The following is a 25,168-nucleotide window of genomic DNA, read 5'->3' on the forward strand; positions in this document are numbered from 1 at the left end:
GCCGTCGCTCACATCAGGCTACTGACCTTTAATTCGTGATGTCGCCTCCCGTTCTCATGGTCAGGCCGGTCGGTGGGAGGCATCCGTCGATGAGGTGGGCCCGGTACTGGATCTTCTTCAGGGCGCGCTTGATGACGCGGACGAGCTGGGGCAGGTCGGCGGCGGCGAGGTTGGCCAGGGCGCCGCGTTTGAGCAGGGACCAGATGCCCTCGGTGGGGTTGAGGTCGGGGGCGTAGGCGGGGAGCTGGACGATGGTGAGCCAGTCGGCGTGCTCGGCGGCGAAGGTCTTCATCCCGGGCACTAGGTGCAGGTTGAGGTTGTCCCAGACCAGCACGATCGGGGCGCCGAGCTGGGCGTGGGCATGAAGGATCAGGTCGCGGTAGTCCATCCAGCCGAAGGTCTTGGGCTCGCCTTTGCGGCCGCGGTAGACGTGCAGGCGGTAGATCAGCCGGGAGCGTTCGCCGGGTTTGTAGCAGACCAGGGCGGCGATGTTCACCCGTCCGCTTCCGCGCCCGCGGACGTGTACCACCGGCGTGTGCCCGCGCCGGCCCCACGTTCGTGCGCGAGGCGGCCTCAGCCCTTGACCGGCTTCGTCTTCGAAGCAGATCCAGGCGCCGTCGGCCGCCGCGGATCTTCCACCTGCGGCCAGACCTCCTTCTTCCACACCTCGATCGCGGCCTCGTCCCGCTCGATCGCCCGGCGGGCGGGGCGCTGGCACGACCAGCCGTTACGCCGCAGCAGGTACCACACCCCCTGAACGGTGTAGCCGAGGTGGAACATCCTGCCGATCAGCGTCTTGATCCGCATCAGCGTCCAGCGCTGGTCGGCGAACCCGTGCGCCAGCGGACCGCGTTCCAGCTCGGCCTCCAGCCGGGCGAACTGCGCCGGGCTGAGCCGGGGCAGCGCGTGCGGGCCTGCTGAGGCCAGCGCCGCCGTGCCACCCTCGCGCCAGGCGCGCCGCCACCGCTCCACCGACCGCTGAGTGACCCGCAACGTCCGGGCTACCGCCGCGTTCGTGACCCCCTGCTCGAACATCACGGCTGCGCTCAGCCGTACCTCCTCGCGGCGCCGCTGCTCCTGGGGGGTGAAGCCGCCGCCTTGGGCATACCGCACACCCTGGTCATACAGACCAGATCAGCCCTCGTCAGCTCACCGACAAGACCCATTTAAGTTCCGTAGCCCGTACGCCCAGGCAAGCAGAGATCGTGCCGCTGGAAACTCTCGCCGGTCGGCGATCTGGATTCATATACGAGCGAGGCGGTGTCCGTGACCAAGACCCCGTTCGACCTCGATGACGAGGCTCTGGCCGAGGCCGCGAAGCTGCTCGGCACTTCTTCCAAGAAAGACACGGTCAACGCCGCTCTACGAGAATTCGTCGACCGACGCAGACGTGCAGCCGCCATGGCTCGTACGCGCGAGATGGCGGCTTGATCATCAAATGCGGAGTTCGCCGCTCCGACATCACCTTGTCATGGCACGAAGCGAGAGAGAGCTATAGCATTTGAGGACGGCAGTTTTTCGTGACAGTTTACAATTGCTGGCGCTTTGCGTAACGAATTCCAGGAAAGGGCTTATGACCGTTTCGTCGTTCGGTGATGAGCTACGTCGTCGCAGGATCCTCAGCGGGTTGTCCTTGACGGAACTCGCCACACGGACCGGATACAGCAAGAGCCACCTCTCCAAGATTGAATCCGGTCGCCAGCAGCCGACGCCTGGGCTCGCGCGCCGTTGCGATGCCGCGTTGAAGGCCGAGGGTGGACTCATCGCCCTCGCCGCGATGCCTGTGTCGTCCCGCTCGAACGACGCGGCTACGCCGCCTTTCGGACCGGAATGGGCGATCCGGTTCACCGCGGACGGCGACGGTGGGTTCGGGACGAACATGCCCGACGACTCGATCCGCCTGCGGTTAAAGGCCGTGCCCGGCTATCTGGAGGCCCCGGGTGACGTGGAAGCACAATCCGCGCTACTGGACGCGACCATGCGACTCGGGCAGACCACTTCCCCAGCGGCTGTCCTGCCAGTGGCGATCGCTCAGGTTCATACGCTGCGTGCCGCGCTGCCGCTGACTCGCGGACGGTCCCGCGCGGCCCTGCTCAGGCTGGCCGCGCGGACAGCCGAGTTCACCGGGTGGATGGCTCAGGAAGTGGGCGATGACAACGCGGCCCTCTGGTGGACCGATCGTGCGGTGGAACTCGCCGTGGAAGGCGAGGACCACGAGCTGGCCGAGTACGCCGATGTTCGACGCGCGCTCGTGACCCTCTACGAGGGGCAGCCGGGCGCGACCGTCAGGCTGGCCGCGCGTGTGCGCGCCGCGCACGACCTCTCCCCGCGCGTACGCTGGCTCGCGGCCCTGCGGGAGGCTCAAGGCTACGCGCTGGCAGGTGAGAACAACCGCTGCGCGGCGGCGCTCGATCATGCGGACATCCTGTGGGAGCGGGCCGGCCGCGAAGGTGTGGTGGACACCAGCCGGCCGCTCGGCACGTCGGTTTCCGTCGATCTCATGAATCACCTGATCCGTGGCTGGTGCCTGCACGACCTTGGCCGTCCCGAAGAGGCCGCGGAGCTCTTCGACCGGTCGAGCCCCGCGACGGCGGCCGGGCCCTCCCGCCGCTCCCGGGTCAGGTTCGCGGTTCGGCAGGCGCTCGCACTGGCCGACAGCGGCGCCACCACGCAGGCCTGCGCAGTGGTGGCCGGCGTGCTCCACGAGATCCGTATCGTCGACTCCGCGACCGTCAGGACCGACCTGAAGTCCTTCGTCTCCCTTATCCGACGCCGCCGGGCGCACTCGGCCGTAGCGGAACTCTGGTCGGAACTGCCATCCCTGCTGGAGCCCCGGTGAGCCGAGATCTGATCTTCATCAGTTTCCGCAACGGCGACGGCGACGTGCTCGCCGACCACATTGACGGGGAGCTCCGCAGACAGTTCGGAGACGACAACGTATTTCGTTCCGGACGGTCGATTCCCCCAGGAATGGCCTTCGACAAGGTCCTTTATGACGCGCTCAACCGGGCTTGCGTGCTGCTCGTGATCATCGGCCCGCGTTGGGCGGGCGTGACCGATTCCGGCGGGCGACGCATCGACGTGCCCGGTGACTGGGTGCGCACCGAGGTGGCGCTGTCGCTCGCCGCCGGGATCCGCGTGATCCCGATTCTGCTCAATAACACACCGTTACCCACCGCCGAGCAGTTGCCCGACGATCTGAAGGAACTGAGTAAACGCCAGACGATCCCTTATCGCACCAAATTCGGTCATCGAGACTGCGCCCACCTTGTCGACGAGCTACGCGAGATTTATGAGATCACCCGTGTTCAGCCGCAATCCGGGCCTGTTCAGTTGCCGTCGGGTACCTCACGAAGGTTGAATTTTCAGGTCCTCGACGACCTGTTGGCGTCCAGGCGCTGGGAGGAGGCCGACAGGGAGACCGCAAGCCTGCTCTGGGCCGCCGCGGGCGGTGATCCGAACACCTCACGTGCGCACTTGATCGAGCCGGACCAGGTCGACGGACTCGCCCGCGACGACGTCCGCTCGATCGACCTGCTCTGGAGACATCGCAGCGATGGACGATTCGGCTTTACTCCGCAGCGTGACGCACTCCGGCAGGCCGCCGGCGACCTGATCGCCTACGGCTCCGCAGTCGGCTGGCGGACGAATCGCTGGATCTTCTATGCCGAAGCGCAGTTCTCACTCGGGGCACCCCGCGGACATCTCCCGATCCTCGGCCCAATCGGCGGCATTCGACCTCCGTGGAAATTGCGTCAGATCCGCGACGGATACGGCTCGATGGGCCGGCTGCCGATCGATTTGGCGCGTTATCTGCGTGACCCGACGTGGGCCGAGCAGGTGCACGCCAGACCTGTGGACGAATCCTTCGGCTGGCAGGAGTACAGCGAGATGGCGTCGCTCGCCATGTTCGAGGTCTATGCGGATGCCGCGAAATTGCAGGGTCGTCGGCTGCGGAAAATACTAACGGAGGCGCCCGCTCGCAGGATGTTCGCGAACTACACCCAATTGATCTCCGTTGTGTGGGCAATCAATCGGCCCCGCTTGCTTGACCGGCTGGGCGGATGAAGCCACCTGGCCAGTATGCCGGACGAGGCCAGTCTCCGGCATCGGCCGATGAAGCACAAAAGCCCGCTCCGCTGGCGCGCGTGAGTCATCGAGCCCGACGCGCGCCGGCACCCCCGTTCCTACGCTGACTGCTATTCCTCATAAGCAGGGAAACCACGGAACTGTTCGAACCTCACCAGCTCGGCTACTTTGAAGATCGTGTAGAAGCGGATTAGGCGCGCCTTGTCGGACGAAGCGGTGCTGCCGACCGCCACGTGAAAAAGAACGGCATCCATGTTGTCGACGTCGGCTACCGAGGAGGTGCTGACGAACGCGTCAATCGCGTCGATGGCCGAATTGTCGTCCATCTTCAACCAGCGGTCCACGGTGACCATGTAGCTACCGGCTTGAAAAAGTTCACCTGCCGTCTGCAATATGCGCTGCCAGTCAGGCATGGTTTCCTTCAGTCGTCGAATTCGAAGCTCAGGCTCTCCACCGGCGTACGGCGCCTGGCATGGGAGGCATCGGCACCTGAATCAGGCCGGCGACTTCGCCTCCTGTCAGTTTGTGCTGTTCTTCTTGTTCTTGCTGGCGATCGCGGCGCTTGCGACGGCCGCCGCACCCAGAATGGCCGCGCTCCGCGTGATGGCACGGGACCGCCTGCGTGATGCATTCGCGTACTCGATGGCCTTCCACAGCCCGAAGATTCCGCTGATAATTGCGGAGAGGATCATTACGGCATCCATGGTGGAACCTTCTTTTCCGGATCGAGAGCGATCCTCTGGGATCACGGTACATCAGCAATAGTCGCGACGATCAGGGTGTCCGATCCAGAGGCGCACGGCCTCCACTTGCCATGAAACCGTGAAACACCTTCTCACCAGGCAGAGCGCGGTACTTCTTGTCTTACCAGGAGCCCAGGGGCGCGACTCAGTACGGCGAGGACCGCCATGACTCACAGACGATTGAAGATCCGACTGAAAGGCTTCCGTCGTCGACGTGATCGTCTCCACCGGTCACGAAAACGTTACGAGCTCGAGTAATGGCGTCTGGAATCTGACTCAGGAGACGCTTGCCATGGCGAGGGCGTCGCGGCGTTCCTGGAGATGGGCCCATCCCACGAGGCCGAACAGGACGGCGAGGAGGACGCGTTCGCGCAGGAGGTCGGGGTCGGCCCGGCCAGCAACTGTCAACGCCAAGGACGAGAGCCACATTGTCGTCAGTCTTGTCGTCAACGCTCAACAAGAACGCCCCGGCCGTGATGGGCTCGGGGCGTTTTGGCTGTTCAAAGATGGTGGTCAGGGGCAGGGTCGAACTGCCGACCTTCCGCTTTTCAGGCGGACGCTCGTACCAACTGAGCTACCTGACCTCCGGCGGCTGCCGCCGTACGCGGTCCTGACGGGACTTGAACCCGCGACCTCCACCTTGACAGGGTGGCGAGCACTCCAAACTGCTCTACAGGACCTTTATGTCCGGGGGACTTTCGCTTCCCCGTGTTGTTCGGCTCGCCTAGCTTACCAGCTTCCGGGAGGTCTTCGACCTTCCGTCATCCGGCGCGCCCGACGCGCTCCACGTGCCCCCAACGGGATTCGAACCCGTGCCGCCGCCTTGAAAGGGCGGTGTCCTAGGCCGCTAGACGATGGGGGCTCAAGGCTTCCGCCCTGTTCCGTGACGCCTTCCGTCGGAGACCCCTGAAGCATAGGGGACGTTTGCCCCTGATGCCAAAGCGACCGGCGACGGTGAGCCGCTGCCGGTTGCCGTCGGCGACGGCGGTGCCTGCGGTGACTCGGGAAAAATTGTACGACCAGGGTCCGGCTCGATATGACGCTCACACTGGATCCACTGCTCGCCCAGGCCGCCGACCGTGATGTCGTCCCAGGCCTCCAGGCGGTGGCTGCTCTTGTTGAAGTAGAGCACCGAGGCGGTCAGCGGGGTCGGCTCGTCGTGTTCAAGGCCGCGCAGGCCGGCGCCTCCGGTGGATCCCTGGATCATCAACCGGGTGCCCGAGGGCAGCAGCTCGGTGGACCGCGCGTGGACGTGCCCGCTCAGCACGAGCGGGACATACCCGGACAGGCCGCGGCCCACGGTCGGGTCATGGACGGCCGCGATGTCGGCGGCGATCTTGTCGGGGGCCGAGGTGGAGGCGGGCCGGGGCCACTCGCGCGGCGCCAGCTTGGCCGCGTTGGCCCGGCCGAGGTCGAGAAGGGTCTTGCTCTCGTCGCCCTCCGCCTGCACGGACTTGTCGGGGGTGAACCTCGGGTCGCCGATGCCGTAGACGGTCAGCCCCTTGACGGTGGCCGCGGCGCCGTCCAGCACGATCGCGTTCTTCTGCTTGGCGACCGCCCGCTGGGTCGTCAGGGAGTCGTGATTGCCGCGCACATAGACGTACGGCACGCCGAGCGTCCCGATCTCCTTCACGAACTCGTTCTCGGCCTTCGTCCCGTGGTCGCTGATGTCGCCGGTGTCCACGATGAAGTCGACCTTGAACTGGTCCTTCAGCGACTTGATCACGTTCCAGCCCAGCGGGTTGATGTGCAGGTCGGAGACGTGCAGCACGCGGATGGTGCCCGGGTCGGGATCGAAGATGGGCAGGGTCGACCCCGCCTCGTACAGCTGGGACACGTTGGTCACCAGCTTGGCGAGCTGGCCGCGATATTCGGAGAACTTGGTCACGATCGACTCGGCGCTGCCGACCAGGGACGGCACGCCCGTGAGCAGCCCGGTATACCGGGGCTCGGCGATCGAGCGGGGGTTGAAGGTCAGCGCGGAGACGCCGCCGAGGACGGCGACCATCACCAGCGAGCCCGCCGCGGTCCAGGCCGCCCGCGACAGCCGCCGGAAGACGACCAGGCCGGTGATGAACCCGAAGACGACGGCGAACAGCGCCGCGCGCACGACGAGGCTGCGCAGCCCGGCGATGACGTCGGCCTCGATGGTCGTCGGCAGCCGGTCGGCCCACCGGGGGTTCTTGAGGATCTCCTCCGCGACCTCCGGGTGGACCGCCTCGATCGTCAGGTCGAGCCGCAGCGGGGCGTCGTGGCTGTTGAAGCTGAGCGTCCCGAGAGGCCGTACGTCGATGACGGTCTCCCCGCTCCACGACGGAGCCAGGGACATCCCGACGTCGGCAGGCCCGACCGGTGTGTCCACCTTGGCGCCGAACGTCATCCCGAGCCATCCGCCGACCACCGCCACCAGCAGGACCGCGAGCACACGAGCGGACACCCGGGCGGGCCGGCTGCCGAAGGTCCTGCGGGCGTACGCCCTCAACCGCGAGTTCTCCATCCCTTCCTGACTACCCGAAGTTGCGACTGCTTTGGTTGCCAGGACTCGGCGTTCCGGTTACCGGGCCTCCAGGCGGGCCCGCATTCCGGACAGGATCAGCGCCATGCCGTGCTCGAAGGACGCGTCCGTCTGCGGGCCCTTGGTCTCGGCCATGACGGCGCGCACGTTCGGGTACGGCGCGAGGCCCTCCAATGCCTCCGCGAACAGGGCCGGATTCAGCATGCCCCGTTCCTGGTCGGCCTGCTCCTCCAGGACGAATCCGCCGAGGAAGCTCGCGAGCGTGCCGAGACCCCACATCGCGTCCGTACGGGTGAATCCCACGCGTTGCAGCGACTCCAGGATGGTCTCGACGGTCCGCAGCGTGGCCGTGCCGGGGTGGGTGCCGGCGGTGAGGCGCGCGGTGTCGCGGTGCGACTTGAACACGCGGCGCTGGCCCCTGCACCACTCCGCCAGCCATTCCTCCCACGACTCCCCCTCGGCGAGCGGCCGCAACGGCTCCTGTACGGAGATCGCCTCGGCCATCGCGTCCAGGAGCTCCTGTTTGTTCTTGAAGTGCCAATAGAGGGCGGGGGCCTGCACGCCCAGCTCGGTCGCGAGCCTGCGCAGGGTCAGCTTCTCCAGCCCCACCTCGTCGAGCAGCCGGATGGCGGTCCTGACGATCGTGTCGCGTTCGAGTGCCACGGTTGACAGCTTAACGGCGTTCAATGCATCCTTAACGTTGTTAAATTTAACTACGTTAAGGAGATGCCGTGATCCATGCGGAAGGAGTACGCAAGCGGTTCGGCACCAGCGAGGCGCTGCGGGGCGTCGACCTCGACGTGCCGCGCGGCTCGGTGTGCGGCCTGCTCGGGCCCAACGGCGCCGGAAAGACGACGATGGTCCGCATCCTCACCACGCTCATGCGCCCGGACGGCGGCTCGGCCCGGGTGGCCGGCTGCGACGTGGTCGCGGACTCCAAACGGCTCCGCTACCGCATCGGCCTGGTGGGCCAGCACGCCGCGCTCGACGAGCTGCTGACCGGCCGCCGCAACCTGGAGCTGTTCGGCCGGCTCTATCACCTGCCCCGCCGTACGGCCCGGCAGAGGGCCGAGGAGCTGCTGGAGCGGTTCGGCCTGGCCGAGGCGGCGAACCGTCCGGTGCGGACCTATTCGGGCGGCATGCGCCGCAGGCTCGACCTGGCCGCCGGCCTGATCGTCAGCCCGCCGGTGCTGTTCATGGACGAGCCGACCACCGGCCTCGACCCGCGCAGCCGCCTCGCGCTGTGGGACGTGCTGCGCCGGCTCGTCGCCGAGGGGACGACCCTGCTGCTCACCACGCAGTACCTCGACGAGGCCGACCACCTGGCCGACCGGATCGCCGTCATGGACGCCGGGCGGGTGGTCGCGGCCGGGTCGCCGTCCGAACTCAAGGCGAAGGTGGGCGGCGACCGGGTGAGCGTGGCCTTCCGCGAGGCCGCGGACCTGGCTCCCGGCGTCGAGGCCGTACGCGGCGCGCTGCCCGGCGAGCCCGAGATCGACGCCCCCGGACGGCGGCTCTCCGTGCCCGTCTCGGACGGCGCCGCCTCCCTGGTCAGGGTCGCCGCGGCCCTCGACGCCGCCGGTGTCGGCGTGGAGGACCTGGGGCTGCGCCGCCCGACGCTGGACGAGGTGTTCCTGGCGCTCACGGACGCGCCGGCCGGGCAGAAGGAGGCTGCCTAATGCTTTTGTCAAGCCACCGCAGCCCGGACATGGCTAGGGTCGTACGGCCTCCTGTGCCGCAGAATCGCGTGCAGGACGTTGACACGGCGGCGGGCCAGGGCGATGAGGGCCTGGTGATGCCGTTTGCCTGCGGCGCGTTTGCGGTCGTAGAAGGCCCGGCTGGCCGGGTCGCAGCTGATAGCGATGAAGGCCGACTGGTAGAAGACCCGCTTGAGGGCCTTGTTGCCTGCCGTGGCGCGCTGCAAGTAGCGGACCTTGCCCGACTGCTTGAGCACCGGGGCCAGGCCCGCGGCCGAGGCGAGCTGGTCGGGGCTGGCGAATCGGGCAATGCCGCCGGTTTCGGCGAGGAACTCCGCAGTCAGGGTCGCCCCCATCCCCGGCAGGCTGAGGATGAGGGCCGCATCAGGGTGGCGCGCCAGCACCTCCTGGATGCGCGCATCGAGCTGGGCCAGCCGTTCACGTCCGGCCAGCGCTTCGGCCGCCAGGTCGCGGATGATGTCCGCAGCCACCGTCTGCCCGGGGACGGCGATGTGCTGGGCTGCCGCGGCGTCGATCGCCGCCTCGGCCAGCGCTCGGACCATCGACGCCTTCACATGCCGCACCTGGCGCAGATGGGCCAGTACGTCCTCCAGCCCGGCGTCGCGGATCTCGGCCGGAGTGACAAAGCGGGTCAGCAGGTGGAGACCGAGCTTGCCGGTGACATCGACCACTCGCTCCAGGCCGGGGTGGATCGAGGTGAGCAGATCCCGCAGGCGGGCGGCCCGCCGGGTGGCGTCGGTGACCAGCTCCGCACGCCGGCCGACCAGCAGCCGCAGTTCGGCGTCCAGTTCCCGGCCCGGCTGCACTGGTCGCAGGTCATCGCGCATGCGCACCTGATCGGCGATCACGCGGGCGTCCTTGGGGTCGCTCTTGCGCTCCCCGCCCACGGTGGCGCGCCGTGCCCGGTTGACCGCCATCCCCGGCACATGGACCACGGCAAGGCCCGCGTGCAGCAGCATCGCCTCCAGCAGGCCGGCGATACCACCCAGCACGTCGATCCCGACAGTGGCCGGGCCGTGCTCGGCCTGCGCGACGGTGATGTGCTCGATCAGCTCGCCAATGGCACCGGGGGCGTTGTCGAAGCGGCGGCTGAGCAGCACCTTCCCGGTCTCAGCGACCTTGATCTCGGCCCAGTGGAACTCCTTGGAAACGTCGATACCTACAGCGACGGCCATGCCACTCCTTCCTCTCCCGTCACTGCCATGCAGCCTCTCCTCGCCGTCCATGCCCTACATAGCGATCAATCGCAGTGCCTAATCAGCGGTCAAGGAGAAGCGACGAGGCAGGGGGCCGAGCCTCCCTTGCCATCGAGGGCAGCCAGCGTGAGAGCCATCCCTGCCTCGTTCGCACACCCCGATCTTCTACACCAACCGGAGCGCGCTCGCACTCAAGAAGGTAGGGCGGCGTGATCACCGTGGAACCTCCCGCGACGAGTGGGCGACGGCTGCGCTGGGCCCTGAGCGACACGTTCGTCATCGCGGGGCGCAGCTTCTCCCAGCTACGCGCCCAGCCGGGCCAGATCGCCGCCGAGCTGGTCGCCCCGGTCATCATGACCATCCTGTTCGGGTACGTCTTCGGCAGCGCGATCAGCCTGCCCGGCGGTGGCGACTACCGCGACTATCTGATGCCCGGGATCTTCATGCAGGTCATGGCGTTGTCCGCGGTCGCCGCCGCCACGTCGGTCGCCGAGGACATGGCGCACGGCATCATCGACCGCTTCCGCGCCCAGCCCATCGCGCGCATGGCCGTACTGGCCGGGCGGAGCCTCGCGGACATGTCCAAGGACTGGCTGTCGCTCGCCACCATGAGCGTGTGCGGCCTGCTGATCGCGGGATGGCGTCCGCACGGCACCCCGCTGGGGACGCTCGCCGGTTTCGCCCTGCTCGCCCTGTTCGGGTACGCGATGGTCTGGCTGGGCACGTACATCGGGCTGCTGGTGAAGAGCGGCGCGCAGGCGGACGCCGCGACGTTCGGCTGGCTGTTCCCGATGACCTTCCTGGCCAACGCGTTCGTGCCGCTGGAGGGGCTGCCCGGGTGGCTGCGGGCGATCGCGGACTGGAACCCGATGAGCGCCGTCGTCTCGGCCGCGCGGATGCTGTTCGGCAATCCCGGCTCGGCCGCCGCCTCCTGGCCTCTGCAGCATCCGGTGACGGCGTCGCTGTGCTGGTCTCTGCTGATCATCGCGGTGTTCGCGCCGCTCGCCGTACGGCGCTATCGCACGGCCGCCCCGCGATGACACGATGAGACCGTGATCGACGTCCCGCTGAAGAGGTTCGAGGAGCTCGTGGCCGAGGCGCTCGACACGATCCCCTCGGACCTGGCCAAGGTCATGGACAACGTCGTGGTCGTGGTGGTGGACGACCCGCCCGAGCCCGGCCTGCTCGGGCTCTACACCGGCATCCCGCTGACCGAGCGGGGCGACTGGTATTCGGGGGTTCTCCCGGACCGCATCGAGATCTACCGGAATCCGACGCTGGAGATCTGCGAGACCGAGGACGACGTGGTCGCGGAGGTCCGGATCACCGTCGTCCACGAGATCGCCCACCACTTCGGCATCGACGACGAACGGCTGCACGAGCTCGGCTGGTGACGGCGTTCGTCGGCGTTTCCGCTCGTCAGGGCGGTGCTCGCCGTTCGCGGCGCGCGAAATGGGACCGTCAGCGGGTTGCAAAAGTCGCCTCCGGCAGGCACTGTAAGTGACATGTTGACCACGGGCTGTAAGATCCAGTCGCCGCGGCGGACACCTGCGGACACGGCCGGCGGAGCGACCTCTGCGGAGTGAGATGGCGGCCACCAAGCCCGGCAGGCTGTCCGGCCGGCACCGCCGTCCCCCCGAGGTGCGAACCACCTATCGGGAGGTCGCCGCGATCCCCGAGTTCCGGGCCCTGTGGCTCGGACAGGGCATGTCGCTCCTCGGCGACCAGCTCGCCCAGGTGGCGCTCGCGGTGCTCGTCTACAGCCGGACCGCTTCACCGCTGGCCACGGCCGCCGTCTACGCGCTGACCTACCTGCCACCCATCGTCGGCGGGCCCCTCCTGTCCGGGCTCGCCGACCGATACCCGCGCAGGCGGGTCATGCTCTGGTGCGACGTGCTGCGCGCCCTGATGCTCGCCGTGATGGCCCTGCCCGCCACACCCTTTCCGGTGCTGTGCGCGCTGGTCTTCTTCGTCGTGCTGCTCGGCGCGCCGTTCTCGGCCGCACGCGCGGCGCTGCTGCCCGAGGTGCTGGAAGGCGACCGGTACGTCGTGGGCTCGGCCCTGCAGAACGTGACCAACCAGGCCGTACAGATGCTGGGGTTCGCGGCCGGGGGCGCGGCGATCGCGGTGCTCGGGCCCTATCGGGCGCTGGCGCTCGACTGCGCGACGTTCCTCGGGTCGGCCCTGGTGATCGTCGCGGGGGTGCGACATCGCCCGGCGCCGCTGCGCGAGGACGACGAGCGGCCGTCCATGTGGCGGATGACGAGGTCCGGCGCGCGCCTGGTGTTCGGCGAACGGCGGCTGCGCACGCTCGTCCTGTTCGCCTGGTTGTGCGGGTTCTACGTGATCCCCGAGGGCCTCGCGGTGCCGTACGCCGCGGCGCTCGCCGACGGGAGACTGCCCGTTCCGGTGATCACGGGTCTGCTGATGGCGGCGATGCCGACCGGCACGGTCATCGGCGCGTTCTTCTTCGGGCGGTTCGTCACGCCGTCGGGGCGGCTGCGGGCCATGGGATGGCTCGCCATGCTGACCTGCGCGCCGCTCGTGCTGTGCGCGGTCCGGCCACCGCTGGAGGGCGTGCTCGCCCTGTGGGTGCTGTCCGGCGTCGGCGGGGCCTATCAGCTCGCGGCCAACGCGGCCTTCGTCCAGTGCGTGCCCGCCGCGGGGCGGGCGGCGGCGTTCGGGCTGGTGCAGTCGGGGCTGCTGGCCGCCCAGGGCGTCGGCATCCTCGTCGGAGGCGCCGCCGCCCAGCGACTCGGTCCAGAGGCCGTCGTGACGCTGGCGGGTGTGGCCGGGCTGTGCACCGCGGCCGTGCTCGCCATGCTCTGGACCGAGTCGCGCAGGGAGATCATCGCCAAGGTCCGGGCTGCCGCTACCTGAGTCAGGCCTGCGGACCCTGGTTCTGGGAGTCGCCGGTGGAGGGCCGGCCGTACGGGTGCTGCTCGTAGCTCGGGGCCTGGGGGGCCTGCGGGGGGTACGGGGTGCTGCTGGGGCGGCCCTGGTTCCAGCCCTGCTGGACGTTGTCCCACTTGGCCTTGGCGTCCTGCCAGACCCGGCCGTCCTTGTTCTTGTCGATGAGGTCCTGGACGATGGAGGAGTTCTTGCCCTCCTCGGGGAGGAGGAGCCAGGCGACGGCGTAGATGCCGACGCCGAGGCCGCCGAAGAAGCTCGCGACGGCGAGCCCGAGGCGCAGGATGTTGGCGTCGATGCCGGTGTACTCGGAGACGCCCGAGCACACGCCGGCGATGATCCTGCCGTTCCGAGTGCGGTGGAGCTGCTTGACCGAACCGTTGGAGTTCATCTCGTTCATACCTCCACAGTGCCTTTCAGAGGGGTTGACGCACATCGGGATTCCCCCTGGCCCTACCCCGAGGGGGCCCGGATACCCTGACGCCATGGACGACCTTCTCGAACTCGACGACCAGCTCGACCCCGAGCACCGCATGATCAGGGACTCCGTAAGGGAACTGGTCTCCGACAAGGTCCTCCCCTACGTCGGCGAATGGTTCGAGCAGGGCACGTTCCCGGCCCGCGAACTCGCCCCGGCCCTGGGCTCGCTCGGTCTGCTCGGCATGCACCTGGAGGGATACGGCTGCGCCGGGCTCGACGCCGTCTCGTACGGCGTGGCCTGCCGGGAGCTGGAGGCGGGCGACTCGGGGCTGCGGTCGTTCGTGTCCGTGCAGGGGTCGCTGGCGATGTTCCCCATCTGGAAGTACGGCTCGGAGGAGCAGAAGGAGGAGTGGCTGCCCCGGCTGGCCTCAGGGGAGGCCATCGGCTGCTTCGGCCTGACCGAGCCCGACCACGGGTCGGACCCCGCCGGCATGCGCACCACCGCCAAGCAGGACCCGTCCGGCGACTGGATCCTCAACGGCGCCAAGATGTGGATCACCAACGGCTCGATCGCCGACGTCGCCGTCGTGTGGGCGCGGACCGATGAGGGCATCCGCGGCTTCGTCGTCCCCACCGCGACTCCCGGCTTCTCGTCCGCCGAGATCCACCGCAAGCTGTCGCTGCGGGCCTCGGTCACCGCCTCTCTCTACTTCGATGACGTACGGCTGCCCGCCTCCGCCGTGCTGCCGGGCGTCACGGGACTGAAGGGCCCGCTGTCGTGCCTCACCGAGGCGCGGTACGGCATCCTGTGGGGCGTCGTCGGAGCGGGCCGGGCCTGCCTGGAGGCGGCCGTCGACTACGCCACCACGCGCGTGCAGTTCGGCAAGCCGATCGGCGCCTTCCAGCTCACGCAGGAGAAGCTGGCCTGGATGGCCGTCGCGCTCGGCCAGGCCGGGCTCACCGCCCTCCACCTCGGCCGGCTCAAGGACGCCGGGAAGCTGAAGCCCACCCAGGTCAGCTTCGGCAAACTGGCCAACGTGCGGGCCGCTCTCGACATCGCCCGCGAGGCGCGTACGGTGCTCGGGGCCAACGGCGTCACGCTGGAGTATCCGGTCATCAGGCACATGACCAACCTGGAGTCCGTGCTCACGTACGAGGGCACCCAGGAGGTGCACCTGCTGACTTTGGGCAAGGCGCTCACGGGCCTCGACGCCTTCCGCTGACGCCCCCGTTCACCGCGATCGGGGACAATCACGGTCGCCGAAGACGCGGTACTCTCTGTACCCTGCAACGTGGGGAGTGTTCCACGGATCACAGCGCGACACGGGCCGGGGTCCGCGGGGCATGACCAAGGGGTGCTAGCTCAATGGCAGAGCTGCGGACTTTTAATCCGTCGGTTCAGGGTTCGAGTCCCTGGCGCCCCACCCTCATCGAACTGGGCAGACTCCCGAGTCTTGATCGTTCGGAAGCCTGCCCGGTTGCATTTCCGGTTGCAGTTGTGCAATCGCCGGTTCACTCGTCCCAGCACCGGCCAACCCGCGCTATGGCGTCATTGGTGTAGTGACCCCCTCCGGTCGTCTGCCGGTTCAGCCGGTCGTCGTCTCCGCTGCTCGAAGAAGTGCCGGGTCCACATCGGGGACGGCGAGCCTCGGGTTGTAACCCGCCGCGACGACCCTCATAACGAACCCGGCGGCCTCCTCCAGTTGCCGGGCGCCGCTGAGCCCACCGACCACCGCAGTCTGTCCGCCAAGATCCTGGATCAGTGCCGCAGCGCGATCGAGCGCACCCGGCTCGTCGCCGCAGATCGCCACAACCGGCGCCAGCTCCTGCGGGCCCACGTACGGCCACGAGGCTCCTGCGAACAGGTGGAGCGCCTTGACCACGTGGGCGCCGGGAGCCGTGTGAGCCACGAGTGCTGCTGCCGAGCCGGACACCGGCTTCAGTGCGCCGGTCGTGTAGTCGACCGGGTTGGTGCAGTCGATCACGGTCTTGCCGGCCAGCGCCCCCTGGGGGCCGCCGACGAGAGACAACGCCGCCTCCAGCCCTTCCCAAGCAACCGCGATCACGAGCACGTCGACCCGAGTCGCGAGGTCCGCGGGATCGACGGCCTCCGCCGCAGGGCCGATCTGCTGGACGGCACCGCCGGCGTGCAGCGGGTTACGCCCCGCCACCGACAGTGAGTGACCTGCCGCGGCCCAGGCTCGGCCAAGCGTCACGGCGAGGTTTCCGGTGCCCAGGATTCCCACGTTCACAGCAATCTCCTCTGTCTCGAAGGGGTCTTCCTCTGCGACGCTACGAACGAGGCTCCTACCGTTTGGTAGGCGACCGATGCGACACTGGATTCCGTGATCGACGGGTCCTGCCAGACGTTCGTCTCCGACTGCCAGGTGCGCGCGGCGGCCGAACTCATCAACCACGCTTGGGATCCCGTCGTGCTCTCGGCCCTGCGCCTGGGGCCGACACGACGCAAGGAACTGCTGATGCGCATCGCGGGAGTCAGCGACAAGGTGCTGACTCAGGCGCTGCAACGTCTGCAAGCACGCGGACTCGTCGTGAAAGTCAGCAGCACCGACCAGGCGTCAGGGCGTGCAGGCGTGGTCTACCAGCTCTCCATGCTGGGCGAATCGTTCGCGAACGGACCCTTGGCGCAACTCGCGCAGTGGGCCGCCGACAACCAAGACGAGCTCGTCGGCCCGTCGGCAACGTCATGACCGACAACGCAGGTCATCGGCTGCGGGTCCTGGGATGCGGACGAGGGGCTGTGCGACCCTGAGAGCAATTGCCGGCCGAAACCCACCTCGTCGGAGGTCACACCCGTCATGACCAGCCCCGGGCAGCGCTCGCCCATGCTCGTGGCGCGGGCCTCGCGGAGCTGACCGCGTGCTGATCACCCGTCTGACCGTGCCGCCGCCTCATCCGCAGGGGTGGCCGTTCATCATTCCCGCCGTACGGCACCTCGCCGCGGGGCTCGACATCACCGCCCCCGTGACGTTCCTCGTCGGGGAGAACGGCTCGGGGAAGTCCACGCTTGTCGAGGCCGTCGCCGACGTGTGCGGCATCAACGCCGAAGGAGGCAAGGCCGGCACCCGGTATGCCTCCACCGGGGAGGCGACGCCGCTCGGCCGGGTGCTGCACGCCGAGTTCACCACCTCGGGGCTGCGCCTGGTCCGTGGCCCCCGTACGAAGCGGCGGGCGTTCTTCTTCCGCGCCGAGACGTTGTTCAACCTCGGGCAGAACGTGTCGGGCCTGCACGGCTTCTGGGAGGAGGACCTGACCGAGCAGTCGCACGGCGAGGGGTTCTTCACCGTGCTCGACCGCATGGTCGCCGGGCCGGGCCTCTACCTGATGGACGAGCCGGAGGCGGCGCTGTCGTTCACCTCCTGCCTGCGTCTGGTCGCGTTGATGGACCGCGTCGCCCGTGAGGGCGGGCAGATCATCTGTGCCACGCATTCGCCGGTCCTGGCGAGTCTCCCGGGCGCGCAGATCCTTGAGTTGGACGACGAGGGGATCCACCGTGTCACTTGGAAGGAACTCCAGCTCGTGGACCATTGGCGGCGCTTCTTGGAGTCGCCCGAGGCTTACCTGCGGCATGTGCTCGGCCGCCGTACGGCACCGCCGTAGCGGGGACGAACCGCATATTGCCCCACTTCATGGCGGTTTGGTCGAGGTACATGGCTGGTAGGGGGTATGAAGCATAGGGATGCTTCCGGGGGAGCAAGCGATGGGCAGGTCGACCCTGCACGTACGGCTGGAGCGGGCAGGCCCGCGGAGAGAGGCCAGTCGCTGGTGGGACCTCACCGCGATGCTGACCGCCGTGGTGGTGGGCCGGATGCTCGCCCGGCGACTGCTCGTCCGCCGGCTGCTGCGGCGTCTCTATGCCATCTCCGGCAACCTCGCCGAGATCAACATCAGCGACGAACACGCCCAGATCGCCCAGCGACGTGACCCGCGGGAGCTGAAGCAGCTCATCGACAACATCAACGTGAGCCTGGACATGCTCGACCATGAGCGGCAGTTCGCCTCCAACATCGCCCACGAGATCCGGTCCCCGCTGGCCGGGATACGCGTCACGGTGGAGGAGGCGACCGCCCATCCCGGCGAAGCCGACTACCCACAGGTGCTTGAGGCCGTGCTCCGCGGAGTGGATCGGCTGGAGGCGCTGGCCACCGCGCTTCTCCTGGTCGCCCGTTCCCGCGCCGCCCAGGCCGACTGGGAACGTATCGACCTGTGCGAGCTGGTCAGGCAGGAGGTCGCGGACCGGAACGACCCCATCACGATCGAGATCATCTGCGCTCCCCATGTCGTGATCACGGCCATGCGTACGCGGATCTGCCAGATCATCACCAATCTGCTGGACAACGCTCAGCACCACGCGGTCAACCAGGTGCAGGTGCACGTCGGCCGCAGCGACGGCAACGCGCGCCTGGCGGTGTCGGACGACGGCCCCGGCGTGCCGGAGCAGGACAGGGAACGCATCTTCGACCGGATGTACCAGCTCAGGACCACCTGCCAGCGGGGCGGTCCCGGCATCGGCCTCGGCCTGTCCATCACCCGGGACATCGCGAAGGCCCACCACGGAGCCGTCTGGGTCGAATCCTCCCCGCTCGGCGGCGCCTGCTTCGTGCTTCAGATGCCCATCGCCGTTCCCTGAGCATGCTGCCAGGGATCTCCGGCGCCGTTGGCGGCGAGGTGCCGTTCGTAGGCGTCCACCTTGCCGTCGATGAGGTCGAGACAGTCCCGCAGCCGGGCGAGTTGCGCGATGACGTGGCGCCGGTGCTCGCGCAGCACCTCGAGCCGCTCCGCTTCGTTGCCGCTGCCCTCGCGGACGAGCCGGGCCAGCCGGCTGATCGTGGCCAGCGGCATGCCGGAGGCCCGGAACTTCACGCAGTTGCCCAGCCATTCGACGTCCCAGGCGCTGTACACCCGCCGGCCTGCCTCGTCGCGCCGTACCTCGCTCGCGAGCAGCCCCGCACGCTCGTACAGCCGCAGCGTGTGCACGCTCAACCCGGTGCGCCTGGCCACCTCGCCGATATGCAGAACTTCAGCCTTCATCGGCTCAAGGTAACCCGTTGACCTAGACCTCGGTCTAGCACCTAGCGTCTGCGGCATGAGCAGCGAAACGACCAGTGGCACAACGTCACGCGCGTACGGCACGGGCATCACCGCCGGTGAGGTCCTCGACAGGGGCGATCTCACCGGCAGGACGGCCGTTGTCACCGGCGGCTATTCCGGCCTGGGTCTCGCGGCCACCCGTGCGCTCGCCGACGCGGGCGCGCGAGTCGTCGTCCCGGCGCGCCGGCCCGAGACGGCGCGGCAGTCGCTCGCCGGTGTCCGAGGGGTCGAGATCGACCGGCTCGACCTCGCCGATCTGGATTCCGTACGAGCGTTCGCCGAGCGGTTCCTGCGCCGGGAGACCGGCCTCGACATCCTGATCGCCAACGCCGGGATCATGGCCTGCCCCGAGACCCGGGTGGGGCCCGGCTGGGAGGCGCAGTTCGCGACCAACCATCTCGGCCACTACGCGCTCACGCAGTTGCTGTGGCCCGCCCTCACCGCCGCCGGCGCGGCCCGCGTCGTCTCGGTCTCCTCCGGGTACGGCACGGACTGGCGCATCCGGTGGGACGACATTCACTTCACCCGCGGCTACGACAAGTGGGCCGCGTACGCGCAGTCCAAGCTCGCGAACATCCTGTTCGCCCGCCACCTCGATCGGCTGGGGGCGCCGTACGGGGTGCGTGCCTTCTCGGTCAACCCCGGCTGGATCCTCACTCCGCTGCAGCGGCATCTCACGACCGACGAGATGGTCTCCGCCGGATGGATCGACGCCGACGGCCATCCGGTGCCCGGCCTGTTCCGGACACCCGAACAGGGCGCGGCGACCCTGGTGTGGGCCGCGACGTCGCGCGAGCTCGACGGGCGCGGCGGCGACTACTGCGCGGACTGCCGCGTCACCGACGGCGGCCCGAAAGACGACGGCGAGGCGGCCCGTCTCTGGGCGCTCTCGGCCGACCTGACGGGCCTCGACATCATCCCCGTCATCCCCTGAGCCCGCGGCAGCCCCGAGCAGCGAGGCCACCGTCATACCCGAGCGTCTGCCAGGTCGGCGACGACTACTTCCTGGCCTGCTCCAGCTTCGAGTAGTACCCGGGCGTGCCGATCTTCCACAGCCGCGACCTGACCACGTGGAACCAGATCGGCAACGTGCTCGACCGGCCGTCCCAGCTGCGTCTGCGCACCGCGCCGTCATCCGGCGGGATCTACGCGCCCACCCTGCGCCACCACGACGGCCTGTACATGCTGATCACGACCAACGTCTCCGACCGGGGCCACTTCATCGTGTCGGCCGAGGATCCGGCCGGGCCCTGGTCGGATCCGATCGTGGTCGACGGCCTGCCCAGCGTCGATCCGGACCTCGCCTGGGATGAAGACGGCACCTGCTGGTGCACGTACGCCACCTTCGGCGCCGAGGCCGGCACCATCATGCAGGTGCCCATCGACCCGCTGCGGGGCGAGATCCTCGACGCGCCCCGTCCGTTGTGGTCCGGCACCGGCCTCGCCGCGCCGGAAGCGCCGCACCTCTACCGGATCGACGGGACCTGGTATCTGCTGATCGCCGAGGGCGGCACCGCGCGTGGTCACGCGGTCTCGGTGGCCCGGGCGCCGAAGGCGACCGGGCCGTTCGAGGGCTGCCCGGCCAACCCGGTGCTCAGCCACCGCAGCACCGGCTCGACGATCCAGAACACCGGCCATGGTGATCTCGTGCAGGCGCCTGACGGGTCATGGCACATGCTGCTGCTCGGCGTCCGTCCGCGCGGGGTCACGCCGGGCTTCCACGTCCTGGGCCGCGAGACCTTCCTCCGGGCCGCAATGGCTCTCGGTCCGGCACCGGCCCCCGCACGACTACTCCCTGGACGCCCGGCCGAGCTGGCTGCCCCTGCGCGCCGGCGCCGGGTCGCTCGACGACCCGTCGCCTTCGACTGGTACGAGTGCACGGGAACGGCAGGCTAACGGGCCACCCCGCGTGGGCCGATCTTTTGGACCCCCGATTCCCGATACGTAAGGTAACTACCCTGTTCCGGTTTGGGGGTTTTCGCGAAGCTACAATGCCCAGTTTTACGGGATTCTCCAGATAAATACCGCCTATTGTGCCAGTCCTCCGGTTTTCCGGCACTTGTCTTCACGCGTTCGGCGGGTGATTCTCGTTCCAGCCGCCGAACGGCGGGAATTCCTGGAGAAGGGATCGCAAGCGTGACCACTCCGACCACGGGCCGGAAGATTCTCACCGCGGACGAATTCATCGAACTTGTCGTCGAATGGACCGAGGCCAACCAGGCCGCGATCGCCGCCGCGTGGGCCAATCCCGGCGAGGGCTGGGAGGACTGGATCAGAATCGAGATCACTCGATTCATCCAGGGCCGGTTCCTCGCCGCGGATCTGGGCCGGGAGCGCCACGTCTATACCGACACAAGCAAACAGTGCGACTTCGTCCTCAACGGCCAGGTGGCCCCCGACCCGGCAAGGCGGGTCGTCGTCGAGATCAAAACGCAGTCGCAAGGACGGCTGGCGCACTTCCGCGGAGATTTCAAGCAGGACCTCGAAAAGCTGGACGAATTGGCCGGCGAATATCGTTACGCGCAACGGCTGGCGATCGGGTTCTTCTTCACGAAGGACGCGGGAGCAGCCACGGGGAAGCTCTTCAGCCCAGTCGGCGCGCGCAATCTCGCGGAGTTCCTGAACGACTACCACCGCGTCTATTTCTCCAGCAAGTACAAGCCCTGGCGGATCGAGCCCGATGAGATGGCCGACGACCTGGTGAGCAGGGCGGGGAGCCCGAAGCTCGCCCAGGAGCGCGACGACGTGTTCGAGCTCGGCATGGTGTGGTGGCGCCTCGATCCGCTGGCCACGGCCGAGGAAGAGGAAGAGGAGGAGGACGACACGAACTCCAGCGTCGAGAGCTCGGACGAGAGCGACGCGGAGCAGAGCGACTCCACGAGCACCAGGACGAAACGGGGCGTCAAACGCAAGCGGGCGGACGACGACTCGGACGACCCGGATGACTCCGACGGCTCCGGCGGCTCGGACAGTCCGGACAGTTCGGACGACGAGAGCGACGCCATGAGCGACGACGAGAGCGACGACGGGGAAACCGCCTCTCCTCCACCCACGAAGAAGCCGAAAACCGGCAACACACGGCAGGGCTAGGGCGTCACCGACCTTCGGCCGGGTGGTTGATCTCCCTGGGACGAACCCCGTCAGACGGGCTGCCTCGTCGCAAGCGGGGGCCGTCCACCGGCGATCAGTCCTGATGTGTCTGCCTGATCGCCACCGACGGTCCCCGCCGAAAGGGGTGTCGGGGCAGTCCACCTGGAGCCATGATCCGCTCGCCCTTGGCCGGGTGATCGATCTACTCTGGCCGTCATGGCCCATGGGAAGACCTCCTTCGTCTGCTTGCCGTGCCGCGCCTCGTACAAGCAGCCGTTTCCGGGCGTGGGCCTTGACGAGCGGCTCTGCCCGCGATGCGCTCAGCCGCTCGTCCATGTCGGCTCCGCCTTCGCGGCGCCGCGCCGCAGGGACACGGCGGCCTGGCGGACGCTCTCGGTGCTGCTGCACGCAGGTGTCCGCTTCCACAAGAGCTGCTGCGGAGGCCCCGGTTATCGGCCGCGCTCGCTCAGCGAGGTGCGCGCACGGATGACGTACGCCCGGAGGACCGGAGAGCCCTTCTCCAAGGCTCTGGTGCTTCGCGAACTGCCGTAGATTCGCCTGCCATGTCACACTTCGCTCCCCGCCGATCCTCCTAGGAGGCGTGGCCGTTCCCGCACGCGTGCAGCGGGGTGGAAACGGCGTCACCCACGTCGACAAGGAGCACTCGGCATGACCGTTCTCGTCACCGGAGCCACGGGCACCGTCGGCCGGCAGGTCGTCCACCATCTGTTGGAGCGCGGCGGCAAGGTGCGGGCGCTGACCCGGGACCCCGCCCGCGCCGCCCTGCCGTACGGCGTGGAGGTCGTGGCGGGTGATCTCACCGACGTCGCCGGCCTGGAGGCGGCCTTCGACGGCGTCACGGCCGTCCACCTGATCAACTTCGGCGTCGGCTGTCGGCCTCTCGCGAACGGACGCGACATCGTCGCGCTCGCCGAACGGGCCGGGGTCGGCAGGGCCACCGTCCTGGGCGGCTGGCAGGAGGGCACGCTGGAGCCTGCCGTGAGGGCGAGCGGCCTGGAGTGGACGTTCTTGCAGCCGACGCAGTTCATGGCCAACTTCGTCAATGACTGGGGCGAGTCACTGCGGACCACCGGCCGGGTGCGTGAGCCGTACGGCGATCGGCAGAGCCCGCCGGTCGACGAACACGACATCGGCGCCATCGCGGCGGCCGTGCTGACGCAGGGCGGTCACGGCGGCAGGTCCTATCACCTCACCGGCCCCGAGGTGCTGACCGCGCGGCGGATGGTCGCGATCCTCGCCGAGGCGACCGGCCGCGACCTGCGGTTCGAGGAGCTCACTCCCGACGAGGTGCGCCGCGAGTGGAGCACGCCCGACCGGCGTCCGCCGCTGGCGCTCTTCCGCGCGTTCGCGGAGATCGAGGGAGCCGACGAGGTGGACATGGTGGAAAGCCTGCTGCGGATCTACGGCACGCCGAACCCGTTCGCCACCAGACTCACCGGTGACGTGGAGCAGGTCGTCGGCCGGCCACCGCGTACGTTCGCCCAATGGGCCGCCGAGCACGCCCCTCACTTCGTGCCCGCCGACGCGCGCTGAGGCGGCGACCATGATCCTCATCACCGGAGCGACCGGCGCCGTCGGACGTCTCGTCATTCAGCAGCTCGTCGCACAAGGCGCCCGCGTGCGCACCGTGAGCCGCTCCCCGCGCGACGCGGCCCTGCCGTACGGCGTGGAGGTCGTCCAGGGCGATCCGGCCCGGCCCGGCACGATGGCCGGCCACTTCGCCGGCGTCGAGGCGGTCTTCCTGCACCCGCGCACCTTCGGCGACTCCGCCGAGCGGCTCCTCGCCCTGGCTGCCGAACGGGGCGTACGCAGGGTGGTGGCCCTGTCGGCGATGAACATCGACGACCCGTTCGACCTGCAGCCGTCGCGATGGCGGGGCGACCGCAACAAGGAGGCCGAGGAGGCGGCCGTCGCCAGCGGCCTGGCCTGGACCAGCCTGCGCGCGAGCAGCTTCGCCGGCAACACCCTGCAGGCGTGGGGCGCGCAGATCCGCGCCGGAGACGTCGTGCGCTACGTGCACGCGGGGTTCCGGGAGTCCCTGCTCGACGAGCGCGATCTGGCCGAGGTCGCGGCCCGCGCGCTGCTCACCGACGAACTGCTCTCCGACGAACTGGCGGGCCGCCGGCTGGAGCTCACCGGGCCCGAGTCACTGTCGCACGAGGAGACGGTGGCCGCCATCGCCGCCGCGCTCGGCAGGCCGCTGCGCTTCGAGGAGGTCCCGTCGCGGGCCGTCGCGGCGCACCTGATCGCCAACGGGCTGCCCGAGCCGTTCGTACGCACCCTGATGGCCCGGTATGACCACTACGCCGGCCACGAGCAGCATCCCGCGACGGCCGATGTCGAGAAGGTCCTCGGCCGTCCCGCACGGACGTACGCCGAGTGGGTGACCGACCACGTCGCCGCCTTCCGCAACGGCTGAGCCCGCGACGCCAAGGAGCCCATGATGCGTGAAAGTCCCCCGGCCGACGCGGCCGAGGTGTTCGCCGACCACCGCGAGCTGCTGTTCTCCATCGTCTACAACATGCTCGGCACGGTCGGCGACACCGACGACGTGCTCCAGGAGACGTGGCTCGCGTGGGCGGCGTGCGACGTGGCCGCCATCGGCAACCCCCGCGCCTACCTGGTGCGGGTCGCGGTCAACCAGGCCCTCGCCCATCAGAGCGCGTTGCGCAGGCGCAGGGAGACCTACCTGGGCCCGTGGCTGCCGGAACCGCTGGTCACGGGTCCCGACGCCGCCGAGCCCGCCGTACGCGCCGAGTCGGTGTCGATCGCGCTGCTGGTGATCCTGGAGACGCTCACGCCGCTGGAGCGCGCCGTGTTCGTCCTGCACGAGGTGTTCGCCTACCAGCACACCGAGATCGCCGACATGCTCGACCGCAGCCCGGCCGCGATCCGGCAGCTCGCCCATCGGGCCCGCGAACACGTGCAGGCGCGGCGTCCCCGCGCCCGGGTCGACCGGCGTACGCACCGGGAGGTGACCGAGCGCTTCATCGAGGCGGCGTTCGGCGGCGACCTGGCCGCGCTGATGGAGATGCTCGCGCCCGACGTCGTCCTGTGGCCCGACGGCGGGGGCAAGTCGACGGCGGGCGGGCCGCGTCCGATCCGCGGCCGCGACAAGGTCGCCCGCGTGGTCGTGGCCAACGCGCGCGGCGGCGTGGACGTCCGCTATCGCCAGGTCAACGGCGACCCCTCCGTGGTCATCTTCGAGGAGGACGCGCCCCTCGCGGTGATGGTGCTCGACCTCGACGCGGACGGGGAGCAGGTGCGCGCCATCTACGTGGTCAGCAACCCCGACAAGCTCGGCACCGCCTCCGGCGACACCCCGTGACACGGCAGACTGACACGGCAGACTGA

Annotated in this window: 29 protein-coding genes and 4 tRNA genes; 19 read left to right on the forward strand and 14 right to left on the reverse strand. The window is 68.9% G+C overall.

What is annotated here, in order from left to right:
- Positions 1-28 precede the first annotated feature (28 nt).
- Together OHB01_RS07160 and OHB01_RS07165 are read right to left on the reverse strand one after the other, a co-directional pair.
- A complete protein-coding gene (locus OHB01_RS07160) occupies positions 29-664 on the reverse strand; it encodes a transposase (RefSeq protein ID WP_147945461.1) in 636 nt (211 codons plus the stop codon).
- A complete protein-coding gene (locus OHB01_RS07165) occupies positions 574-1,113 on the reverse strand; it encodes a winged helix-turn-helix domain-containing protein (RefSeq protein ID WP_147945462.1) in 540 nt (179 codons plus the stop codon). Before OHB01_RS07165 ends, OHB01_RS07160 begins: the two co-directional genes overlap by 91 nt.
- Positions 1,114-1,266: 153 nt before the next feature.
- Here OHB01_RS07165 and OHB01_RS07170 point away from each other — a divergent pair, with 153 nt between their 5' ends.
- The 3 genes from OHB01_RS07170 (at position 1,267) to OHB01_RS07180 (ending at position 4,068) form a co-directional block, all read left to right on the forward strand.
- A complete protein-coding gene (locus tag OHB01_RS07170; protein ID WP_328855120.1) occupies positions 1,267-1,431 on the forward strand; it encodes a type II toxin-antitoxin system VapB family antitoxin in 165 nt (54 codons plus the stop codon).
- Between the two features lie 142 nt (positions 1,432-1,573).
- Positions 1,574-2,839 carry a helix-turn-helix domain-containing protein gene (locus OHB01_RS07175; protein ID WP_142652394.1) on the forward strand — a complete coding sequence of 422 codons (1,266 nt, stop codon included), beginning with the start codon at positions 1,574-1,576 and terminating at the stop codon, positions 2,837-2,839.
- Positions 2,836-4,068: a GUN4 domain-containing protein gene (locus OHB01_RS07180; protein ID WP_328855121.1), complete on the forward strand. Its 1,233-nt coding sequence runs from the start codon at positions 2,836-2,838 to the stop codon at positions 4,066-4,068. The genes OHB01_RS07175 and OHB01_RS07180 overlap by 4 nt, the downstream gene beginning before the upstream one ends.
- 131 nt (positions 4,069-4,199) lie before the next feature.
- On the opposite strand, the gene OHB01_RS07185 is transcribed toward OHB01_RS07180, so the two are convergent.
- The 8 genes from OHB01_RS07185 to OHB01_RS07220 form a co-directional block, all read right to left on the reverse strand.
- Entirely contained in the window at positions 4,200-4,502 is a 303-nt protein-coding gene (locus OHB01_RS07185) for a hypothetical protein (RefSeq protein WP_147945025.1), read from the reverse strand.
- Positions 4,503-4,607: 105 nt separating this feature from the next.
- A complete protein-coding gene (locus OHB01_RS07190) occupies positions 4,608-4,793 on the reverse strand; it encodes a hypothetical protein (protein ID WP_142652388.1) in 186 nt (61 codons plus the stop codon).
- Positions 4,794-5,108: 315 nt separating this feature from the next.
- Positions 5,109-5,240 (reverse strand): hypothetical protein, encoded by a 132-nt coding sequence (locus OHB01_RS07195; protein ID WP_260617551.1) that lies wholly within the window; start codon positions 5,238-5,240, stop codon positions 5,109-5,111.
- A gap of 99 nt (positions 5,241-5,339) precedes the next feature.
- A tRNA-Phe gene (locus OHB01_RS07200) sits at positions 5,340-5,416 on the reverse strand.
- Positions 5,417-5,437: 21 nt separating this feature from the next.
- A tRNA-Asp gene (locus tag OHB01_RS07205) sits at positions 5,438-5,512 on the reverse strand.
- A 109-nt stretch (positions 5,513-5,621) separates the two neighbouring features.
- Positions 5,622-5,694 (reverse strand) — tRNA-Glu (locus tag OHB01_RS07210).
- Positions 5,695-7,329 carry a metallophosphoesterase family protein gene (locus OHB01_RS07215; RefSeq protein ID WP_142652386.1) on the reverse strand — a complete coding sequence of 545 codons (1,635 nt, stop codon included), beginning with the start codon at positions 7,327-7,329 and terminating at the stop codon, positions 5,695-5,697.
- A gap of 57 nt (positions 7,330-7,386) precedes the next feature.
- The gene (locus OHB01_RS07220) at positions 7,387-8,010 is read right to left on the reverse strand and encodes a TetR/AcrR family transcriptional regulator C-terminal domain-containing protein (protein WP_187280801.1); all 624 of its coding nucleotides are present in this window, start codon (positions 8,008-8,010) and stop codon (positions 7,387-7,389) included.
- A gap of 68 nt (positions 8,011-8,078) precedes the next feature.
- Here OHB01_RS07220 and OHB01_RS07225 point away from each other — a divergent pair, with 68 nt between their 5' ends.
- Positions 8,079-9,026 (forward strand): ATP-binding cassette domain-containing protein, encoded by a 948-nt coding sequence (locus tag OHB01_RS07225; protein ID WP_328855122.1) that lies wholly within the window; start codon positions 8,079-8,081, stop codon positions 9,024-9,026.
- Between the two features lie 8 nt (positions 9,027-9,034).
- Here OHB01_RS07225 and OHB01_RS07230 read toward each other — a convergent pair whose 3' ends face one another.
- Positions 9,035-10,291, reverse strand: a complete 1,257-nt coding sequence (locus OHB01_RS07230) for an IS110 family transposase (protein WP_328854055.1) — start codon at positions 10,289-10,291, stop codon at positions 9,035-9,037.
- Positions 10,292-10,470: 179 nt separating this feature from the next.
- On the opposite strand from OHB01_RS07230, the gene OHB01_RS07235 reads away from it, so the two are divergent.
- The 3 genes from OHB01_RS07235 (at position 10,471) to OHB01_RS07245 (ending at position 13,141) form a co-directional block, all read left to right on the forward strand.
- A complete protein-coding gene (locus OHB01_RS07235; protein WP_261986000.1) occupies positions 10,471-11,301 on the forward strand; it encodes an ABC transporter permease in 831 nt (276 codons plus the stop codon).
- Between the two features lie 12 nt (positions 11,302-11,313).
- The gene (locus OHB01_RS07240; RefSeq protein WP_142652497.1) at positions 11,314-11,655 is read left to right on the forward strand and encodes a metallopeptidase family protein; all 342 of its coding nucleotides are present in this window, start codon (positions 11,314-11,316) and stop codon (positions 11,653-11,655) included.
- A 193-nt stretch (positions 11,656-11,848) separates the two neighbouring features.
- Positions 11,849-13,141 carry an MFS transporter gene (locus tag OHB01_RS07245; protein WP_142652498.1) on the forward strand — a complete coding sequence of 431 codons (1,293 nt, stop codon included), beginning with the start codon at positions 11,849-11,851 and terminating at the stop codon, positions 13,139-13,141.
- A 1-nt stretch (position 13,142) separates the two neighbouring features.
- Here OHB01_RS07245 and OHB01_RS07250 read toward each other — a convergent pair whose 3' ends face one another.
- On the reverse strand, positions 13,143-13,571 hold the full coding sequence (locus OHB01_RS07250) for a PspC domain-containing protein (RefSeq protein ID WP_168066611.1): 429 nt from the start codon (positions 13,569-13,571) through the stop codon (positions 13,143-13,145).
- 85 nt (positions 13,572-13,656) lie between these two features.
- Here OHB01_RS07250 and OHB01_RS07255 point away from each other — a divergent pair, with 85 nt between their 5' ends.
- Positions 13,657-14,814 carry an acyl-CoA dehydrogenase family protein gene (locus OHB01_RS07255; protein ID WP_328855123.1) on the forward strand — a complete coding sequence of 386 codons (1,158 nt, stop codon included), beginning with the start codon at positions 13,657-13,659 and terminating at the stop codon, positions 14,812-14,814.
- Positions 14,815-14,943: 129 nt separating this feature from the next.
- Positions 14,944-15,015, forward strand: a tRNA-Lys gene (locus OHB01_RS07260).
- A gap of 162 nt (positions 15,016-15,177) precedes the next feature.
- On the opposite strand, the gene OHB01_RS07265 is transcribed toward OHB01_RS07260, so the two are convergent.
- Positions 15,178-15,843 (reverse strand): NADPH-dependent F420 reductase, encoded by a 666-nt coding sequence (locus OHB01_RS07265; protein WP_168066613.1) that lies wholly within the window; start codon positions 15,841-15,843, stop codon positions 15,178-15,180.
- A gap of 93 nt (positions 15,844-15,936) precedes the next feature.
- On the opposite strand from OHB01_RS07265, the gene OHB01_RS07270 reads away from it, so the two are divergent.
- The 3 genes from OHB01_RS07270 to OHB01_RS07280 all read left to right on the forward strand — a co-directional run bounded on the left by OHB01_RS07270 (position 15,937) and on the right by OHB01_RS07280 (position 18,242).
- Positions 15,937-16,302 (forward strand): winged helix-turn-helix transcriptional regulator, encoded by a 366-nt coding sequence (locus OHB01_RS07270; protein ID WP_142652501.1) that lies wholly within the window; start codon positions 15,937-15,939, stop codon positions 16,300-16,302.
- A 169-nt stretch (positions 16,303-16,471) separates the two neighbouring features.
- Entirely contained in the window at positions 16,472-17,212 is a 741-nt protein-coding gene (locus OHB01_RS07275) for an AAA family ATPase (RefSeq protein ID WP_328855124.1), read from the forward strand.
- 100 nt (positions 17,213-17,312) lie between these two features.
- A complete protein-coding gene (locus OHB01_RS07280) occupies positions 17,313-18,242 on the forward strand; it encodes a HAMP domain-containing sensor histidine kinase (protein WP_328855125.1) in 930 nt (309 codons plus the stop codon).
- On the opposite strand, the gene OHB01_RS07285 is transcribed toward OHB01_RS07280, so the two are convergent.
- The gene (locus OHB01_RS07285) at positions 18,218-18,643 is read right to left on the reverse strand and encodes a MerR family transcriptional regulator (RefSeq protein WP_142652504.1); all 426 of its coding nucleotides are present in this window, start codon (positions 18,641-18,643) and stop codon (positions 18,218-18,220) included. The two genes, OHB01_RS07280 and OHB01_RS07285, sit on opposite strands and share 25 nt — an antisense overlap.
- 55 nt (positions 18,644-18,698) lie before the next feature.
- Between OHB01_RS07285 and OHB01_RS07290 the strand changes: the two genes are divergently transcribed.
- The 7 genes from OHB01_RS07290 (at position 18,699) to sigJ (ending at position 25,142) form a co-directional block, all read left to right on the forward strand.
- A complete protein-coding gene (locus tag OHB01_RS07290; protein WP_328855126.1) occupies positions 18,699-19,637 on the forward strand; it encodes an oxidoreductase in 939 nt (312 codons plus the stop codon).
- 104 nt (positions 19,638-19,741) lie between these two features.
- A complete protein-coding gene (locus OHB01_RS07295; protein ID WP_328709006.1) occupies positions 19,742-20,599 on the forward strand; it encodes a glycoside hydrolase family 43 protein in 858 nt (285 codons plus the stop codon).
- 240 nt (positions 20,600-20,839) lie between these two features.
- The gene (locus OHB01_RS07300) at positions 20,840-21,793 is read left to right on the forward strand and encodes a hypothetical protein (RefSeq protein WP_142652506.1); all 954 of its coding nucleotides are present in this window, start codon (positions 20,840-20,842) and stop codon (positions 21,791-21,793) included.
- 216 nt (positions 21,794-22,009) lie between these two features.
- Entirely contained in the window at positions 22,010-22,345 is a 336-nt protein-coding gene (locus OHB01_RS07305) for a deoxyxylulose-5-phosphate synthase (protein ID WP_142652507.1), read from the forward strand.
- Positions 22,346-22,462: 117 nt separating this feature from the next.
- A complete protein-coding gene (locus OHB01_RS07310; RefSeq protein WP_328855127.1) occupies positions 22,463-23,347 on the forward strand; it encodes an NmrA family NAD(P)-binding protein in 885 nt (294 codons plus the stop codon).
- Between the two features lie 10 nt (positions 23,348-23,357).
- Positions 23,358-24,233 carry an NAD(P)H-binding protein gene (locus tag OHB01_RS07315; RefSeq protein ID WP_147945018.1) on the forward strand — a complete coding sequence of 292 codons (876 nt, stop codon included), beginning with the start codon at positions 23,358-23,360 and terminating at the stop codon, positions 24,231-24,233.
- A 21-nt stretch (positions 24,234-24,254) separates the two neighbouring features.
- Positions 24,255-25,142 carry an RNA polymerase sigma factor SigJ gene (gene sigJ / locus OHB01_RS07320; protein WP_312845797.1) on the forward strand — a complete coding sequence of 296 codons (888 nt, stop codon included), beginning with the start codon at positions 24,255-24,257 and terminating at the stop codon, positions 25,140-25,142.
- Positions 25,143-25,168 lie beyond the last annotated feature (26 nt).

The organism is Microbispora hainanensis, from assembly GCF_036186745.1.
Taxonomy (GTDB): domain Bacteria; phylum Actinomycetota; class Actinomycetes; order Streptosporangiales; family Streptosporangiaceae; genus Microbispora.